Origin of the sequence: Lactiplantibacillus herbarum (assembly GCF_001039045.1) — a bacterium.
In the GTDB taxonomy this organism is placed as follows: Bacteria; Bacillota; Bacilli; order Lactobacillales; family Lactobacillaceae; genus Lactiplantibacillus; species Lactiplantibacillus herbarum.
In genome coordinates, this window is sequence record NZ_LFEE01000018.1 from 84,979 (window position 1) to 102,624 (window position 17,646).

At 43.2% G+C, this 17,646-nt stretch carries 20 protein-coding genes; 17 read left to right on the plus strand and 3 right to left on the minus strand.

The window, feature by feature from the left end; translation table 11 throughout:
• Positions 1-69 precede the first annotated feature (69 nt).
• The 7 genes from ACG95_RS05460 to ACG95_RS05490 all read left to right on the plus strand — a co-directional run bounded on the left by ACG95_RS05460 (position 70) and on the right by ACG95_RS05490 (position 4,360).
• Positions 70-636, plus strand: coding sequence for a 5-formyltetrahydrofolate cyclo-ligase (locus ACG95_RS05460; protein WP_047999549.1), 567 nt, complete (start codon positions 70-72; stop codon positions 634-636).
• A complete protein-coding gene (locus tag ACG95_RS05465; protein WP_047999550.1) occupies positions 623-1,306 on the plus strand; it encodes a rhomboid family intramembrane serine protease in 684 nt (227 codons plus the stop codon). The genes ACG95_RS05460 and ACG95_RS05465 overlap by 14 nt, the downstream gene beginning before the upstream one ends.
• An 18-nt stretch (positions 1,307-1,324) precedes the next feature.
• Entirely contained in the window at positions 1,325-1,546 is a 222-nt protein-coding gene (locus ACG95_RS05470) for a YqgQ family protein (RefSeq protein WP_047999551.1), read from the plus strand.
• A gap of 17 nt (positions 1,547-1,563) precedes the next feature.
• Complete coding sequence (locus ACG95_RS05475; protein WP_047999552.1) at positions 1,564-2,526, plus strand: ROK family glucokinase; 963 nt, start codon at positions 1,564-1,566, stop codon at positions 2,524-2,526.
• A gap of 126 nt (positions 2,527-2,652) precedes the next feature.
• Entirely contained in the window at positions 2,653-3,288 is a 636-nt protein-coding gene (locus tag ACG95_RS05480; RefSeq protein WP_047999553.1) for a Type 1 glutamine amidotransferase-like domain-containing protein, read from the plus strand.
• 4 nt (positions 3,289-3,292) lie between these two features.
• Entirely contained in the window at positions 3,293-3,865 is a 573-nt protein-coding gene (locus ACG95_RS05485) for a histidine phosphatase family protein (protein WP_047999554.1), read from the plus strand.
• An 81-nt stretch (positions 3,866-3,946) separates the two neighbouring features.
• The gene (locus ACG95_RS05490; RefSeq protein WP_047999555.1) at positions 3,947-4,360 is read left to right on the plus strand and encodes a rhodanese-like domain-containing protein; all 414 of its coding nucleotides are present in this window, start codon (positions 3,947-3,949) and stop codon (positions 4,358-4,360) included.
• A gap of 49 nt (positions 4,361-4,409) precedes the next feature.
• Here ACG95_RS05490 and ACG95_RS14185 read toward each other — a convergent pair whose 3' ends face one another.
• Entirely contained in the window at positions 4,410-4,586 is a 177-nt protein-coding gene (locus tag ACG95_RS14185; protein ID WP_047999556.1) for a DUF3042 family protein, read from the minus strand.
• Between the two features lie 99 nt (positions 4,587-4,685).
• Between ACG95_RS14185 and ACG95_RS05500 the strand changes: the two genes are divergently transcribed.
• The 7 genes from ACG95_RS05500 (at position 4,686) to ACG95_RS05530 (ending at position 10,808) form a co-directional block, all read left to right on the plus strand.
• On the plus strand, positions 4,686-5,420 hold the full coding sequence (locus tag ACG95_RS05500) for a glycerophosphodiester phosphodiesterase (RefSeq protein WP_047999557.1): 735 nt from the start codon (positions 4,686-4,688) through the stop codon (positions 5,418-5,420).
• Between the two features lie 4 nt (positions 5,421-5,424).
• Complete coding sequence (gene miaA, locus ACG95_RS05505; protein ID WP_047999558.1) at positions 5,425-6,351, plus strand: tRNA (adenosine(37)-N6)-dimethylallyltransferase MiaA; 927 nt, start codon at positions 5,425-5,427, stop codon at positions 6,349-6,351.
• 110 nt (positions 6,352-6,461) lie between these two features.
• Positions 6,462-6,842: a MerR family transcriptional regulator gene (locus ACG95_RS05510; protein ID WP_047999559.1), complete on the plus strand. Its 381-nt coding sequence runs from the start codon at positions 6,462-6,464 to the stop codon at positions 6,840-6,842.
• Positions 6,843-6,885: 43 nt separating this feature from the next.
• Positions 6,886-8,232, plus strand: a complete 1,347-nt coding sequence (glnA, locus tag ACG95_RS05515; protein WP_047999560.1) for a type I glutamate--ammonia ligase — start codon at positions 6,886-6,888, stop codon at positions 8,230-8,232.
• A gap of 144 nt (positions 8,233-8,376) precedes the next feature.
• Complete coding sequence (locus ACG95_RS05520) at positions 8,377-9,312, plus strand: hypothetical protein (RefSeq protein ID WP_053072697.1); 936 nt, start codon at positions 8,377-8,379, stop codon at positions 9,310-9,312.
• Positions 9,302-10,255 carry a hypothetical protein gene (locus tag ACG95_RS05525; protein WP_047999562.1) on the plus strand — a complete coding sequence of 318 codons (954 nt, stop codon included), beginning with the start codon at positions 9,302-9,304 and terminating at the stop codon, positions 10,253-10,255. Before ACG95_RS05520 ends, ACG95_RS05525 begins: the two co-directional genes overlap by 11 nt.
• A 13-nt stretch (positions 10,256-10,268) precedes the next feature.
• On the plus strand, positions 10,269-10,808 hold the full coding sequence (locus ACG95_RS05530) for a dUTP diphosphatase (protein ID WP_047999563.1): 540 nt from the start codon (positions 10,269-10,271) through the stop codon (positions 10,806-10,808).
• 45 nt (positions 10,809-10,853) lie between these two features.
• Here ACG95_RS05530 and ACG95_RS05535 read toward each other — a convergent pair whose 3' ends face one another.
• Entirely contained in the window at positions 10,854-11,186 is a 333-nt protein-coding gene (locus tag ACG95_RS05535) for a hypothetical protein (RefSeq protein WP_047999564.1), read from the minus strand.
• A 189-nt stretch (positions 11,187-11,375) separates the two neighbouring features.
• On the opposite strand from ACG95_RS05535, the gene ACG95_RS05540 reads away from it, so the two are divergent.
• Complete coding sequence (locus tag ACG95_RS05540; protein WP_047999565.1) at positions 11,376-11,939, plus strand: hypothetical protein; 564 nt, start codon at positions 11,376-11,378, stop codon at positions 11,937-11,939.
• Positions 11,940-12,044: 105 nt separating this feature from the next.
• On the opposite strand, the gene ACG95_RS05545 is transcribed toward ACG95_RS05540, so the two are convergent.
• On the minus strand, positions 12,045-12,737 hold the full coding sequence (locus ACG95_RS05545) for an EAL domain-containing protein (RefSeq protein ID WP_082137312.1): 693 nt from the start codon (positions 12,735-12,737) through the stop codon (positions 12,045-12,047).
• A 115-nt stretch (positions 12,738-12,852) separates the two neighbouring features.
• On the opposite strand from ACG95_RS05545, the gene ACG95_RS05550 reads away from it, so the two are divergent.
• Together ACG95_RS05550 and ACG95_RS05555 are read left to right on the plus strand one after the other, a co-directional pair.
• Entirely contained in the window at positions 12,853-14,208 is a 1,356-nt protein-coding gene (locus ACG95_RS05550) for an FAD-dependent oxidoreductase (RefSeq protein ID WP_047999566.1), read from the plus strand.
• Between the two features lie 206 nt (positions 14,209-14,414).
• Complete coding sequence (locus ACG95_RS05555; RefSeq protein ID WP_047999567.1) at positions 14,415-17,597, plus strand: alkaline phosphatase family protein; 3,183 nt, start codon at positions 14,415-14,417, stop codon at positions 17,595-17,597.
• Positions 17,598-17,646: the final 49 nt, after the last annotated feature.

Below are 17,646 nucleotides of genomic sequence, written 5' to 3' on the forward strand. Positions count from 1 at the left end.
TTGACGTGTTGATAAATGGGATTTTTTTATACCAGCTTTTTGACGATTAAACCCTGGGAGGTGCTCAGCGTGGACAAGGCAACTTTTCGTATACAACAGATTCAGCGACTTAGCCAGATGGCGACTGCAGACCGCGAACTTCAACAGCGGCTGCTACAGGACCAGCTATTTGCTAGTGGGACCTGGTGTGATGCTCAAGTTATTGCAATAACCATCAGTAGCGCTATTGAAGTGGATACGCGTCCGGTAATCGAACAAGCGTGGGCGACTGGTAAGCAGGTTGTTATTCCTAAGACCTTGCCACATCGGCAGATGGCCTTTTACCCGTATGACGCAACTAGCCACCTTGAGCGGACTAAATTCGGTATTTTAGAACCTGTCACTGGTCAGCCTGTTTCTAAGGCTCAAATTGATCTGATACTGGTACCTGGACTCGGGTACAGCCAAAGCCAGCTTGCACGAATCGGGTTCGGTGGTGGTTATTACGATCGTTACTTAGCTGATTATCGTGGGACTAAATTGACGTTAGCCTTCCGTGAGATGGCTTTCGAGCATGCTCAGTGGCCAGTCGACGAATACGATATCTTATTAGACGAACTATTAGTAGTAGAGGATGGACAAGATGACGAGAATTAAACGGTGGTGGCAGACAGAACCCGCAATGACTCAGGTTATATTGAGTCTTACGGTAGCAATCTTTCTTGTAGAATGGTTGCTAGGTGATCAAGGGACCTTGTTATTCAATGCAATTGGGGCTAAAAATAATCAAGCGATTGCGGCGGGCCAATGGTGGCGATTTATCACGCCAATCTTTTTGCACATGGGACTGACTCACATCGCATTGAACAGTGTTGTGATTTACTTCATGGGAATGCAGATTGAAGCAATGTATGGTCACTGGCGTTTCCTAGTAGTTTACCTGTTGGGCGGTATCAGTGGGAACATCATGAGCTTTGCGTTATCTTCCAATCAATCAGTCGGGGCAAGTACAGCTTGCTTTGCTTTGTTTGGGGCCTTCCTGACGATTGGTGAATCCTTCTGGGAGAACCCTGTTATCCGGCAATTGACGAATCAATTCTTATTGTTGACGGTATTAAACCTAGTCTTTGACATGTTCTCCAATGGGATTGATATTTGGGGTCATATTGGTGGCCTTGCAGGTGGTTTTTTAATTGGGTACATGCTAGGTGTGCCACGGATCGGTAAGATTGCACCAATCAAGCGGATTGTGGCGACAATTGTATTAATTGTAGGCTTGTTAGCGTTACTAAAAATGGGTTTTACAAATGTTAATTTAACTGTATAATAAATCGAGGATATGCACATGAAAACACTTTACGACGTCCAACAATTATTAAAAAAATTTGGCGTATACGTCTACGTGGGTAAACGGATTTGGGACATCGAACTGATGGCCCTTGAAGTCGATCATCTCTATCAAGCTGGGGTGATCGATGCTAAGATGTATGCCCGCGTAAAACTCGTATTGAGACATGAGCACCGGCTTGAAGAAGAAGACGCGCACGAAACAGATGTGCATCATTAAATGGAGGAATCAGCAAGATGGATCGTAAGTTAATCGGAGTCGACCTTGGTGGGACGACAACTAAATTCGCTATCTTAACGGAAGACGGCGAAATTCAACAAAAGTGGAGTATTGATACGACGATTTTAGATGAAGGGGCTCACATTGTGCCTAACATCATTGATTCAATCAATCACCACATCGACTTATACAAGATGGATCGTTCACAGTTCATTGGTATCGGAATGGGAACTCCTGGGACGGTTGATTTAGCCAACGGAACGGTTATTGGCGCCTACAACTTAAACTGGAAGACACTTCAACCAGTTAAAGCTCAGATCGAAAAGGGTACTGGCATTAAGTTTACGTTAGATAATGACGCAAACTCTGCTGCCCTTGGCGAACGCTGGAAGGGTGCCGGTGAAAACGGTTCTGACGTTGTCTTTGTAACCTTAGGTACTGGTGTTGGTGGCGGGATCGTCGCTGATGGCCGCTTACTACATGGGGTTGCTGGTGGCGCTGGTGAAATCGGTCACGTGACGGTTGAACCAAACGGCTACATGTGTACTTGTGGCAAGAAGGGTTGTTTGGAACAATACGCTTCCGCAACCGGTGTCGTTCACGTTGCTCGTGACATGGCTGAAGAATTCTCTGGCGTTTCTAAATTAAAACAACTCTTAGATAACGGTGAAGAAATCAGTTCTAAAATTACCTTTGATTTAGCTAAAGAAGGCGACGTCTTGGCTAAGTCGGTCGTTGACCGGGTATCTTACTACTTAGGTTTAGCTTTAGCTAACGTTGGTAATACGTTAAACCCATCTTCAATTATTATTGGTGGTGGCGTTTCAGCAGCTGGTGACTTCTTATTAGACCAAGTTGTCAGTTACTTCAAACAATTCACGTTCCCAACGGTTCGCGATACAACGGCCTTGAAGTTAGCTGTCTTAGGTAATGATGCTGGTGTCATTGGTGCCGCTTCATTAGCTCAACGTTTTGTCTAAAACTTTAAATTAAATATTTGAAGATGAAAAAGAAGCCTTGTCTCAGGGCTTCTTTTTGTTTAAAATCGATTCAATACTTAAAATCAGTTGGACAATTATAAGTTGTAGTTGAGAGGGGTGTTGAAGATGCAACAATTATTATTATCATCACGGGCATTTTGCAATCAGAAGATTACGGATGCGTTTATGGAAATGGTTCAATCCAGTCATGGACAAACCGAACGAATTTTGATCATTGTTAACTCGGTAAGTGAAGGTAAGCAACACCCTAAAATGATTGAATTGCAAGAGACGGTGCGGTCATTGGGATTTGATCAAGTCGACTTGTTCGATGTTTTAACGGATGACCTCATGGAACTAACAACGGCGAAAGCAATCATCTTGAACGGCGGCTATGAATTTTTGCTGCTGAAGAATCTACGAATCGCGAATGTCCTAGGCGAGCTGCGAAAATTAGCTCGGACGGGAACGCCTATCTATGGAATCAGTGCGGGGGCAATTTTACTAGGTCCTGATTTAGAGTTGTTTGCACAGCTATTTCCAGAGGATAATGAGGAACATTTGACGACGAGCACGGCGATTAACGCGACGCCCGTACGCATCTATCCTCACTATGATTTACAATGTGAGCTTAATCCTCAGTTACCAGCGTTAGTTGAAGCTTGGGAGCAGCAGACGGGTGAAACTGTCACTCGACTGACGAATGCCCAAGGGCTCTTAATTTGTGACAGCCAGCAGCGATTGATTGATAGAGGACGGTGAGTGCATGACAACAATCTATTTTGTGCGCCATGCACTGCCAGATTATTCAAATCCACATGATGCTACTATGAATTTAACGGCGATTGGACGTGAGGATGCAGTTAAAGTTAGCCAGTTGCTACAAACGGTTGTTTTTGACGACTGTGTGTCTAGTCCATACAAAAGGACACTGCAAACTATCGAGCCGTTGGCAGCCGCTCAAAATTTAACGGTGCGGTTGGATCGGCGCTTACGAGAGCGTGAGCGTGGTGTCATTGGTGATCATGAAGATGGGTTATTGAAACAACGTTGGCAGGATTTTAACTTTGCTGAACCAGGTGGCGAATCTTTGGGGCATCTGCAACAACGGGTATCTGCTGCAATTGACGATGTTTTAAAACGTGAGCCCGACGGAACGGTTTTAGTTTCAACGCACGGCGCGGCCCTGGCAATGATTATCAATACGTTTAATTCGGATTTTAGGTATGCTGATTTTATGAGAATTAAGAACTTTACACCGTATGTATTAAAGATGACGATCAATAAATACCGTGAAATCGTCACGCAAGAAGAGCTATTGAGCGTTAATCACGGATAAATCAAGGCTTTTCGCGCTTACCCCTAGTCAAAGTAAGCGGTTTTGTGTAAAATAGATTAGGTAGAAATTAGGAGGGATATCGTGGTTTTAGGTGCATTGAGCGGTTGGACTTACATTAATATTGTGTTAGTTATCATTATCGCAGCTTACTTTATTTACGAGCTTTACAGTTATATTCGGCGGCGGCAAGTATCAACGATGTTAGAAGAAGAAGATTTTCAGGCTGGTATGCGTAAGGCCCAAGTGGTTGATTTACGTGAGAAAAAGGATTTTGATGCGGGTCATATTTTAGGTGCCCGTAATATTCCCTTTAACAGTTTGAAAGTTCGAATGAACGAATTGCGTCCGGATATGCCAATCTACGTTTACGATCAGACCCACACGTTAAGTACGCGGGCCGTCGCAATGTTGGCGAAGAAGGGTTATTCACAGTTATATATTTTAAAACCCGGTTTTGCACGTTGGGAAGGTAAGACGAAAAAAGCGAAGTATTAAAAAATGGCGGCCAGAACAAAAACTTGTTCGGCCACCATTTTTTAATTAATTAACCGTTGTGGGCAGCGCGACTCTTACGCATTGCTTTTTTACGATTTTCTTCAAATTTGTTTTCTTGATCTTCAATGGGATCAACGACCTGTTTCTTAAATGATAAAACAGAACCGATTACGGCACCGGCCGTTGCAACGACCCCAAACAAGAAGCCACGTGTAAATGATTTCATAGTAGACAAACCTCCTAGTAATTATTAGTTTCATTATGCTTGTTTTACGTGTAGATATCAATCAATTAAAACTATATTTTCCAAAAGTGGGGTGGAAAAATGTTAACAAAGATTATTGCGCACCGTGGTAGCAAGGGGACACGGCCTGAAAATACGTTACCAGCATTCGCTACGGCGCTGGCTGATGGTGCGGATGGGATTGAAACTGACGTGCACTTATCTAAAGACGGTCAGTTAGTGATTATTCATGATGAACGGGTCGATCGGACAACGAATGGTACTGGTCGGGTTGTTGATCATACCTTGGCAGAACTAAAACGCTTAGATGCTGGGGGTAAGTTTGATCCGATCTATGTGGGTACCCACATTCCAACGTTGGATGAGGTTGTTCAGCTTTTGATTCAAGAACATTTCACGGGAATCTTTAATTTAGAACTTAAAACGAATAAGATTCACTATGAGGGTATTGAAGATTTAGTTGCGGATTACTTCAATCACCACGACGTCCCATTCCACCTCGTCTATTCAAGTTTTTATGGTAAATCGATTGAACGTCTACATGTGTTACAACCGGATGCTGAGTTTGACAGCCTCTTCAAAGCTAAGATTCAGACGGCGAAGCGACTGCACGCTGAGCATATTATCCTGGGTTACCATCCAGATATTCGCTGGGTTCGGCGGCACTGGTTTATATTGCCGAAAGTTCAGTTACGACCGTGGACCGTTAATACGGAACGGGATATGCGATTCTGTTATCGCCATCAATTTGCGGGATTGATCACGGATTATCCGGGAGTGGCTTATCAGTTACGAATTCAGATGCAAGGAGGTTAGTTTTTTGCAACCTAAAAAAGTTTTATTAATTGCTGGTCCAACTGCTGTAGGGAAAACGGCGTTGTCGATAGCATTAGCACAGCAGTTTAATGGCGAGATTATCTCAGGGGATTCGATGCAAGTCTATCGTCATTTAGATATTGGGACAGCTAAAGTCATGCCAGACGAACGGCAGGAGATTCCTCATCATCTGATCGATATTAAAGAGGTTGATCAGCGTTTTACGGTCGCCGAGTTTGTCAGTCGCACGACTGCTTTGATCGATGACATCACTAAGCGTGGAAAATTACCGATTATTGCGGGTGGGACTGGCTTTTACTTACAATCATTGATAGCTGGCTATCAGTTCGGCTCATCCGACCTGGAACCAGACTTAGATTATCGTCAGAAATGGTTTGATCGTGCAGCGTCTCAAGGACCACAATCTGTGTGGGATGTCTTAAATGAACGTGATCCGCAAGCAGCACAAGCCGTTGAACCAGCCAACGTGGTGCGAGTTGTTCGGGCATTGGAATATCAACACACGAGTGGTCAGTTGTTCTCAGCGCAAGCAGATCAAATGACGACGAAACTTGATGCTTACACGTTATGTTTAACGGCGGAACGCCCATTGCTATATGATCGCATCAATCAGCGTGTTGATCAGATGCTGGCAGCTGGCTTGGAAGACGAAGCACGTTGGCTATTTGATCAGGGTGGTATCGAGTTACCTGCTGGTAAGGGAATCGGGTATCATGAATGGTTTCCGTATTTTGAGGGAGCTAGTGATCAGCAGGCAGTTATTGAAGCGATCAAGCAAGATTCACGGCGCTATGCAAAACGTCAGTTAACCTGGTTCCGTAATAAGATGGATGTGAACTGGATTAGTCTATTGGAACACCCTGAAGAAAGAGACTCAATCGACCGTTTCATCGCTAGTTGGTTAAACTAAATTATAATTGGTCTAGTTATTATAATTCGTGTGACGTTTTCTGACATGTGTGATTGACATTCGGTGTTGAGATTGCTAATATTAAGTCTGTAATAAAGAGGAGGGTCGTTATGAAGGAAAAGGAACTACGTCGTTCGTTAGCTGTTCTACCGATTGGTACGGTTATGAAGTTGACTGATCTATCTGCTCGTCAGATTCGTTACTATGAAGAACAGGATTTAATTACACCGGATCGTAATGAAGGCAATCGCCGCATGTTCTCTCTAAATGATGTTGATCGGTTATTGGAGATCAAAGATTATTTAGCGGATGGCATCAATATGGCTGGTATCAAAGAAATCTATGCGCTTCAGAAGCAACGAGCACAACAGAAGCAGGCTGATTTGGATAAACCGTTAACGGATAAAGACGTTCGCCGAATTCTTCATGATGAATTCCTGAATCTAGGACGGTTTCAGTCCGACAAGGGTCCTAATTATCCGACACACTAAGGTGTTTGCATCCGTTAGTCAATCAATTTAAGGAGCGATTTTCATGGCAAAACAGTCCTACACAAATGACGATATCCGCCGCATCGTCAAAGAAGAAAATGTTAATTTCTTGCGGTTAATGTTCACTGATCTATTCGGCACGATTAAGAATGTCGAAGTACCAGTTTCACAATTAGACAAGTTATTAGATAACAAGTTGATGTTCGATGGTTCTTCAATCGATGGCTTTGTTCGTATTGAAGAAAGTGATATGTACCTATATCCTGACCTATCAACTTGGTTGATCATGCCTTGGAATACTGAACACGGTAAGATTGCTCGGATTATCTGTGAAGTTTACACGTCTGATCGCAAGCCATTCGAAGGCGATCCTCGTAACAACTTGATTCGAGTTTTGAACGATATGCGCGAAGCGGGTTACACGTCATTTAACTGTGGGACTGAACCAGAATTCTTCCTCTTTAAGATGAACGACAAGGGCGAACCAACGACTGAATTGAATGATAAGGGAAGTTACTTCGACTTATCACCAATGGACTTGGGTGAAAACTGTCGTCGTGATATTGCTTTGGAATTAGAACGACTTGGTTTTAATGTTGAAGCTAGTCACCACGAAGTTGCACCTGGTCAACATGAAATTGACTTTAAATATGCGGATGCGTTATCCGCTGCTGATCATATCCAAACCTTTAAGTTAGTGGTTAAGACGATCGCACGTAAGTACAACTTATGGGCAACCTTCATGCCAAAACCACTCAACGGTGTCAATGGCTCTGGGATGCACGTGAACATGTCCTTATTCCACGATCAAGGGAATGCGTTCTACGATGCTAACGATAAGTCTGGTTTAGAATTATCTGAAGATGCTTACCATTTCTTGGGTGGATTGATGAAACACGCTCGTTCTTACACGGCGGTAACTAATCCAACGGTTAACTCATACAAGCGGCTTGTACCTGGCTACGAAGCACCAGTTTATGTGGCTTGGTCAGCATCTAACCGTTCACCAATGATCCGAATTCCAAGTGCACGTGGTTTGTCTACTCGTTTGGAATTACGGAGTGTCGATGCTTCAGCCAACCCATACTTAGCCTTTGCGGCGGTCTTGGAAGCTGGACTTGACGGAATTAAGAACGGTATTGAACCACCAAAGAGTGTTGACCGTAATATCTACGTCATGGATGAAGACGAACGGGAAGCAGCTGGAATCGTTGATTTACCTTCAACACTTCACAATGCTTTGAAAGAATTCCAAACTGATCCAACCATGAAAAAAGCCATGGGTCCTCATATCTATCAGAGCTTCTTAGAAGCTAAACGTTTAGAATGGGCTTCCTATCGTCAGCAAGTTAGTGACTGGGAACGCGATCAGTACATGGAATTGTACTAAAATATTAATTTAATAATAGTTTGATTTAGTATCTACGGTTAGCTCACCTTATATAGGTGGACTAGCCGTTTTGTTATAAATTTGAAAAATTGGTGCTGTTAACCTTTATTAATCGGCCAATCTTCGGTAACATTAACAGTAGCAATGCAATTCAGCGTGATTTCAATTATTATTGATTGCAAGGAGATTATTATGGAAAAAGAAAATCAGCCTGATCTTGAAAAACAGGATCAAACTACGCACGCACTTACGGAGCAACTTCAACAAAAGTTAGACTATGTAACGACGGTGCGCCAAGCAATTACGGCTGGTGACGACCGGTTGATCTACGAATTGATCGATGGTGACCACTATCACCAGGCCTTACTTAATGAGGAACCGGATTCAACCCGTAATGCCCAAGTGGCCTTAATTACGGATGTTTATCCGGCAATCAGTCATTATTTGAGCACGAAGTTAATTGATTATTTGGCACATGAATACCCATTTTTCTATTACGAAGAAACTCAGATCGGCGAATTCCAGATTTACTTCGGTAATTGGTGGGATCGACGTCTCTTTGGTAAATTGAACGTTTTAAAAGTGGCGTTTGAATTTAGTTCAGAAGAATATAACAAATTACAGCAGACCTTTGAATTGGCTGCTAATCATGAACGGTTCAACACGGCTCAGATTCAAAAAATCTCAGCGGGTAGTGATCAGTTGCAAAAGCTAATTGATGCTCAGAGTGATCGTGATGAACAAAAAGAAGAACTACGCAAGCAATTAAAAGAAAATGGTCAGCGTAATTCACTCTTTGATTCAGGCCGGATCAAAGAGGAACGTCAGCAGATTATTGATCAGTTATCTAAGTTAGCTGATGAAGATGAACAGGCTAATAATGCCCATGCTACGATGAAGGATAACGAAGCTAAGATTTTAACGCTTTCTAAGGAAGATACGATTTTAGCATACGAAAAGCAGGCCATTGAAAACGCCTTTAAGAGTTTTGAAAACTTTAATGAGCGTAACCGTAGTCTTTACGTTGACTACTTAACCACGTTGATTGGAAAGGCGCAGGTAGCGGCTGATGGCGAATAATGAACAGGAACTCGATGCTGCAACACTGAGTACACATGGTAAGCTAGCCATGTTTAACACTGGGCTAAAAAACGGCCTCGCTAATGGTGAAAAGTTTACAGCGCTGATGGACCAATTGATCGACACGACCGATGGTGAAGTGTTATTAGCAGCGGCACAACGGTTAGCTGATTTTAAGTTGGATACCGCGTATGTCACTTTTCCACATCAATATAACAACGCAGACTACTATTTGATCTTTATGAGTCGGTTATTGGGGATGCACAATGATGAACAAGCTGCTTTGAACTCACAACGGCACAGCGAGTCGTTGTATCACGTTTATGAAGCGCTGTCCGTTGATTACACCTTCTTGTACCAAGTCGTGGATAACGGCAATGGTGGTGCTTATTATCGTGAACAGACGACCGGTGAGAATTTGTTCTATATTCATCTTGAACGTCGTTTATTACGGTTTAACAGTGAGGCGTTTACCAACTTATTTATTAACCAGTTGTTGTTAAAAGGGACTGATGCTGCCGACATCAATACCGTGATTGCGACATTGATCAAATTTGGTCACTGCTTACGTGATGATTTTGGTTTCAACGTTGATTTTAATATTTTGGACGTTGTTAATGCAGCTAAATATGAATTGCGTTCTGCTAATCTTGATCGAGCCATCGTGGATAAGCTCTTCGTGACTGCGGCAGCTAATGATCACATGTTGCAGAATTCGAAGCAAGGCCAGGGTGCTCAGATCGAATTACGTCAAGGCTTAACTGTTGATGTTTATGATGCGGCTGAAAAGAGTGGTAGTCATAAATGGGTCATCACGGTCCATGATCCTGAACAGGCGGTATCATGGTTCGATGTATTGTTACACTTTAACTTTATGCGGGATTGGTATTTAGATAATATCGACTCTTTGGAAATTAAAGCGGATCCATTAGTGTTTGCTTAAACGGGGGCTTAGCATGTTAGACCTAACAACTTTATTACAACAATCGATTCGCTTGGACCGCGATATTACGGTACGGCAAAAAATTCATTGGCGGCCAGCTAAACGGCTCCAAAATGCCATGGTATCTTTGGATGTCGAATTAGCGGAAATGGCAAATACCTCTGAATGGTTCAAGGTTTGGAAATTACACAAGGGTAAAGCTGAGGCGGGGAAAACACAGCGTGAAACGTTATTGAACGAATACGTTGACGCAATGGACTTCTTTTTCTTAGTGGCTGCGATTCAGCAGTGGACTCACTTGATTCCGTTAACGCCGGATGATTTAGAAGGCTTGACGACCAAACCAGTAACTGACTTGAACAAACAATATTTGGCTATTAAGCACTTGTTGTATGATGCCTATTTTAATCATCGGCAGATCAGTTATCAGCATGCTTGGCGGGTTTTCTTGAAGCTGGGACTAGTAGAGTTCGGCTTTACGCAAGATGAGATTCAAGCAGCTTTTACGGCTAAAAATCAAGTTAATGAGCAACGACAAGAGGATCATTATTAAAAAAATAACTCGCTCATGCAATTCGGTTGCGTGAGTGAGTTATTTTTAGGTCGTCGGCTGAGCATCGTTGTCAGCGTCTTGTTCAATTAATTCGGTCACGCGGTCAATTAGGACTTGGCGTTGATCGAGGTCGTCGTCACATTCGAAGAAGGCTCCGAGTTCTTCATCAAGGATGGCTTGACCAGCATCCATGTAACGGAAATCATTGCTGGTCATCGTATAATGCTTCTGGTCAGGCATCTGAACGAGCACGCATCCGGTTGCGGATTTACCTTTGGATTCTTTGTCGGTAAACTCAACGACCAGCGTGTATGGTGCGTCTGATGAGCGGTCTTTGATCGCGTGGGCGATATTACCCGCAATTGCTTCAAGTTTCAATACGTTTCACCTCTGCTAATATTATACCTGCTATTTTAGGGTAATGCGACTGGTGATTGTTGGTTTCGATTGCGCGGCCGATAGAGGTATGATGAAACTTGCTAAATACTGCTTGTCAATATGCTGAAGATATCGCTATACTGAATATTAGTTTATAGCGGCAGTAGCAGATGATAGGAGAGAATCAGGGTGGATAGAAAAAAACGGCAAGCTGGAATTTATCAGGATTTGTATCAGCGCAAGGCACTGTTAAAAGTTAAATTTCCATGGCTAGTCTGGCCGTGGTACTTATTTGGTGGCTGGTTGTTATTGGTTGCCCTTGGCTTAACGGGAACCGGTTTCTTACGCATTGTTTTTACAAGTGGTGGTTTAACGGTCATGCAGGAGTTGCAGCGTGACTGGTTTGGGTTCTTTTGGATTTTCCTTAGTTGGATTGTGAGTATTAACCTGTTGACTGCAACTTGGAGTTGGGTCTGTTATTTACTTGCTTGGAAGAACAGTTGGCAATTTAAGCCAACTAAACATTCGGTGAGCTTTTCGCAGTTAACTGAAGAACAGCTGACATACAAGGGGCACCGGTACTATTTTCGAGTAGACGAGTTGCAGATTGAACCAACCACAACTTATCGAGATTACGTGGTGCTCCTGCCAGTATATCGCTCAGCAACACATCGAACTTGGGCGCGACGGATTATTTTAGTCTATGGAACTGAGAAAGAAATGGTGGCCTTGAAAGCTGTTTTACGCAGATGATAAGTGGTTTACAGATTTAACGGGTTAATAAAAGCGTCATACTGACTAATGAGGTCGGTATGACGCTTATTTTTTGGATAGGATTTCTTCATCTGTATTTAAATATTATGCAGAATAATTGTCTTCAGGTAATCTCAGTAGTTGAGGTTTACTGAAATAATACCCCTGACGTAAGTTAATGCCGAAATCAGCACTTAACTGATCGTCATTTTGATCCTCAACGCCTTCGAGAACAAGCCGTAGTCCGTATTCAAGACTGATTGCTCGCCAGAAATGAATTTGTTGTTGAATTTTGGGGTCTTTGAATTCTGAATTGAAATTTTGTAACGCAAATTTTAACTCAGAAACAAATGGTAGCAGTTCTTGAATGCTATTGAAGTAGTTATCACCCGTGCCGACGTCATCAAGCGAAATTTGCATGCCCTTACTGAGAAACTCTTTAAGGTGTGGAATTAAATCTTCCACTGAATATTTCTGAGGACTATCTTCTTCGGTCAACTCAACGACGAGCTTGGTAGGGTAGAGCTGCATTTGACTTTTAATAATTGCCTTAGCAATGGTTGTATTCATTAATTGGTCGCGATTGATGTTAACAGAACAATAGCGCACTTTAACTGAGAGCACCTTAGTCGTTGAGACTAATAAGTCAGAGATGATTTGAGGGTCAATATCAGCAAACGAAGCTGGTAAACGCCAACCATCCGGAGTTAATTGCTTCATGAGTAATTCATAGCCGAAAATGGAATCAGTTTCGGCATTGATTTGGGGCTGGACAAAGTAACGATAAATTGGTTTCAAGCGAATCAACCTCCTATGAATGGTTTACATTCTGCATAAGAACAGTATACTATAATAATATAATAATTAATAGCAAATTGATATGATAAGCTATGAGGAAGGAAGTTAAGGATTAATGAAAGTAGTGATTGTCGGATGTACCCATGCGGGCATTGCAGCTATTCAGCAAGTGTTAAACTACTATCCGGAAGCCGAAATTACGGTTTATGAACGGCACGATAACATTTCATACCTCTCATGTGCGACATACTTGCATATTGAAGGAACGGTCAATAATTTATCCGATGCTTTCTATGCTGAACCAGCAAAGTTTGTTGAACAGGGCGTTGATATGAAACTCAATCACGACGTTATTCGGATTGATGGTCGGGCGCGGACGATCTTAGTGCAAGATTTGATGACTAAAGAAATGGCTGAGCAGTCGTTTGATAAATTGATTATGGCGACAGGATCAATTACGGCGATTCCATCTATTACTGGAATTGAAAATCCAAATGTCATGTTATGTAAAACTTATGATCAAGCGCATGATTTGTGTGCAGTCAATGATGATCGTAATCGAATTGCGATTATCGGTGGTGGCTATGTTGGGGTTGAATTAGTGGAAGGTTATGTTAATTCGGGACATGAAGTTATCCTAATTCAACGGCATGATCATTTATTGAATAATTACGTTGAACCTAGGTTGTCAGCGGACGTCGAAGCAGTCTTGCGTTCTAAGGGTGTTCAGGTATTTACTGATACTAATATTACGTCATTTGAAGATGCTGACGATGGTCAGTTGAGAATTAAGACGGACCATGATGATTATGAAGTTGATATGGCAGTGATCTGTGCCGGGATTATTCCACAAACCGATCTCTTAGCGGGGCAAGTTGAAATGATGGCTAACGGTGCCATCATTACGGATGATTACATGCAGACGTCTAATCCTGATATCTTTGCGGCAGGAGACGCGGCCGTTATTCATTATAATCCAACGCATTCAACAGGTTATGCACCCTTAGCGTCACATGCGATTCGCCAAGGTGCGTTAGCGGGGATCAACGTTTTTGATAAACGCGGTCGTTCAATCGGGACACAGGCAACGACGGGGATGTTGATTTTTGGCTACACGGTTGCTTGTACTGGCTTAACCGTGGCGGCAGCTAATTCAGCGGCTTTTGATGTTGGTAGCGTAGTCTATGAAGGTAGTTACCGACCTGGTTTTATGCCGGAAGCACACCCTATAACCATTGAATTAGTTTATGATCGCAACAATCGCAAAGTGCTAGGTGCTCAAATCATGAGCCAGCATGAAGTTTCGCAATCTGCCAACACGATGTCGGTATTCATCCAACACGGTGGCACGATTGATGAACTCGCAATGATCGATATGTTGTTCTCACCGAACTTCAATCAGCCTTTTGATTACCTGAATCAAGTGGGACAATTGGCAGTAGAACAAGAACATGGTTATTTGCGTACTTAGTTAATTTATTTCGATAGCAACTCGTAAATCATATTAGACTCGGTGTCGTCATTGACGGTACCGGGTCTTTTTTTGTTGTTAGTGAAAACGATACAGTAAAAATATGGTTTCTTTACTTAATTCAGTCAGATATTTTACACAGGTTAACTACTATTAAGGAAAGTAGCTAGAAGTTACTAAATAAATATGTGGAGTGATCATAAGCAATGAAGCCGCGCGTTTTAACGACCTTATTAGTTTGTACAGCAATTTTAACCACCACTGTGACCCCAGCGATGGCGGCCGTAATGCCAGCAGGAGCACAGAGTGGCCAAACCGCAATGCCCGCTACTGATACGAATACACTGCCTAAAGCAATGGCAGATCTAAGTGTTCAAGGAAAGCAGTTAGTTGATCAGAACAATGCTAAGTGGACGGCGGTAGGTCAGCCAAGTATGACCACTGACGCTGAGTTTGATCAACCTGTTCTGAACTTCAATGGTGGTTCGGCGTTCTATACGACCTATACGAATGATCAGTTGGCACAGCTCAAAAACGGGATGGCGATTGAAGCGTATTTCAAATACGATCCAGCTGCTGATGCTAGTGGTGAACATGAAATTTTTTCAAGTCAGCAGGGTGGTGGTGTTGGATTAGGTGTCCAAGGAAATCAGGTCACCTTCTACGCTCATGATGGCAGTGGCTATAAAATGCCTAAGGGAAGTTTACGCAAAGGCCACTGGGTGCATGCGGTTGGCGTGATTGATAAGAATAAAACGGCCAGCCTGTACTTAGATGGTCAGCTAGCACAACAAGTGGCAATGCCCGGTGATTTGAAGTTAGCGCAAGGTACCAATGATTTTGTGCTGGGCGGTGATGCTATACCGGGTGACGGTCACGTCCAGTCGATGATGACGGGGAAAGTTAAGTTAGCACGCTTATACGATCACACTTTGACTGGTGCACAGGTCGGGCAACTCAACCAAGCGGCACAAGTAGGTAAAAAAGCAGAAGTGCCAGTTGATCAAACCGTTGCAACTAAGTTAGTTGGTCCTAAGCGGGTTACTAGTGGTCATACATATGGCTTTAACGTGCATGCTAGACAACTGAAAACAGGTGATGCGGACTCGCTTTCCATGGATGTCGTATACGATGCATCTAAGTTCGATTTTGTCGGTGCGGATCGATTGTTGCAAGGGGATAAGACCAGCGTTCAACAGATTCAGCCGGGACGAGTACGGATTACGACGAGTGCTAACTTATCATCTGCTGAATTCAAGCAGTATAGTCAAACACGCTTGGCGCACGTTAATCTGAAAGCTAAGTCTGCTGGTGATACATCCGTTCAGTTTGAACAGTTAACCAAGGGAACAACGCTTCAATTGGGTGGTCCGCTTGCTGTTAATATCCAGGGTAAAGATGCGATGGATGTTAATGGTGATGGAATCGTCGGCGTTGGTGATGTCGCGATGGCGCCAATGACTGCCAAGGAAGCCATTGCACAAAAGACAGAAATCAAGCCGTATAAACATGTCATTGTTTTAACGACTGATGGCGGTGGTAACCCGTGGGACCCAAATGGTATTTATTATGCAGAGGGCACTGCGACACCAGCGTGGACGACAGATCCCGCAATTATGAAGAAGCGTCGTAATACTTATACCATGGATCTATTTAATAATAAATTTGCGATGAGTACTTCAGCTAAAGCTGTGTCACCTTCGATTTCAGCGCAAAATTATATCTCAATGCTACATGGCCGCCCTTGGGATACTTTGCCAGCTGACTACCAAGGCACTAATGGCACGATGGGACAGCAATACTTTGAGGACTTTGATAAGGCGCAGCCGTTGTTCCCATCAGTCTTCAAGATATTGCAGAAAGCTAATCCGAATCGTGGTGCCGCAGCGTTTTCAGAATGGGGTCCTATCGTCAATTCAATCATCGAACCTGATGCACCGGTAACAACGAAGCAGTCTGCCAAATTGAAGTCATTTGATGATGTCGCTGACTATGTGGGAACACCTGAGTTCCAAAATACGGCGATGGTCTATATGCAAAGTGACTATATGGATGGACAGGGTCACAGTAAGGGTTGGTATAACGACAATTATTGGGATCAATATGCTCAATACGATGGTCTCTTTAAGAAAGTTATGGATAAATTGGAATCAACCGGCCATAGTCATGATACGTTGGTGATTGCCAATGCTGACCATGGCGGGTCTGGGACTAATCATGGCGGCTGGGATGCTCGTAATCGTAGTATCTTTATGGCACTTGGTGGCGAGACCGTTGATAGTGGTCGACGGTTACATGGGGGTTCCAACTCAGATATCACTGCGTTAGTGCTCAATGCGTTGCAAGTACCACAGACACCAGAGATGGTTGATAGTAATGTTTTTGATTCAACTGCTTTCTTGAAGCAGACTGATTTGACTAAGAAACGTCGCGATGTTGAAACACTTAAGTTGAGCCGTAATGATAATCAGGCCAAGATTCAATTAACTAATCTTAAAAAACGTCAATTGACAGCTGTGGATATGCAACTTGATTTAGCTGGTCGTGACATTGATACGGTTAAAGCAGCAGTGGGCGTACAGGTATTGCGTCAGACGGTCGAGAACGGCAAGTTACGGCTGATCGTTAGTGCTGATAAGCCAACCAGTGAGTTAGTAACGGTTAACTTCAAGCCGGCTAAGGCGCGTGCTGAAAAGACAGTTTCAATCGAGCAGGCCATGGCTGGTACTAGTGATGGAACGGAAGTCTTAGTAGATCTAGATAATGATAATCCGTTAACGGCAACGAAACCTGATGAAGGTGGGACGAGTGTGACCAAACCGGGGGATAACCATAACGGGGACGTGAAACCTAATGGTGATGGGTCAGGGTCCAAACCAGATGGAAATGGATCTTCGATAGTAAAACCAGGTGACAATAGTACGGATAAGAAGCCGGGTAGTAATGGTTCGTCAATAGGCAAGCCGAACGGTAATGGGACAACTACTAAACCAGATAGTAATGGTGTAGCGACCGTAAAACCGAATGGCAATGGTTCGGATACTAAACCTGATAAAAATGGTTCGTCGGTAGGGAAGACAAACGATAAGAAAACGACTAGTGGATCCACAAGTCATGCAACTACGACTGGTGATATAGCTGACGAGAATACGGGTAAAACGGTCGGTACGGATCTTAATGATAGTTCGTTAGCATCTAGTCAGAGTACAAATGTGCTCAGTGAGACCAAAGCGACACCTACTAACCACCATACGGAGCGTAATACTTCCGCAAGTTGGTTACCACAAACTGGCGAGCAAGTTCATCAATGGCTAGCCGTTGTCGGTAGTGTTTTACTGGTAGCTTTAGGTAGTGTTGCGGTGTGGTTGAGAAAGCGGCGGCGTAGTTAACTCTGATATTCTAGCAGTAAACAGATTGCTCAGCTTTTGTGAGCAGTTG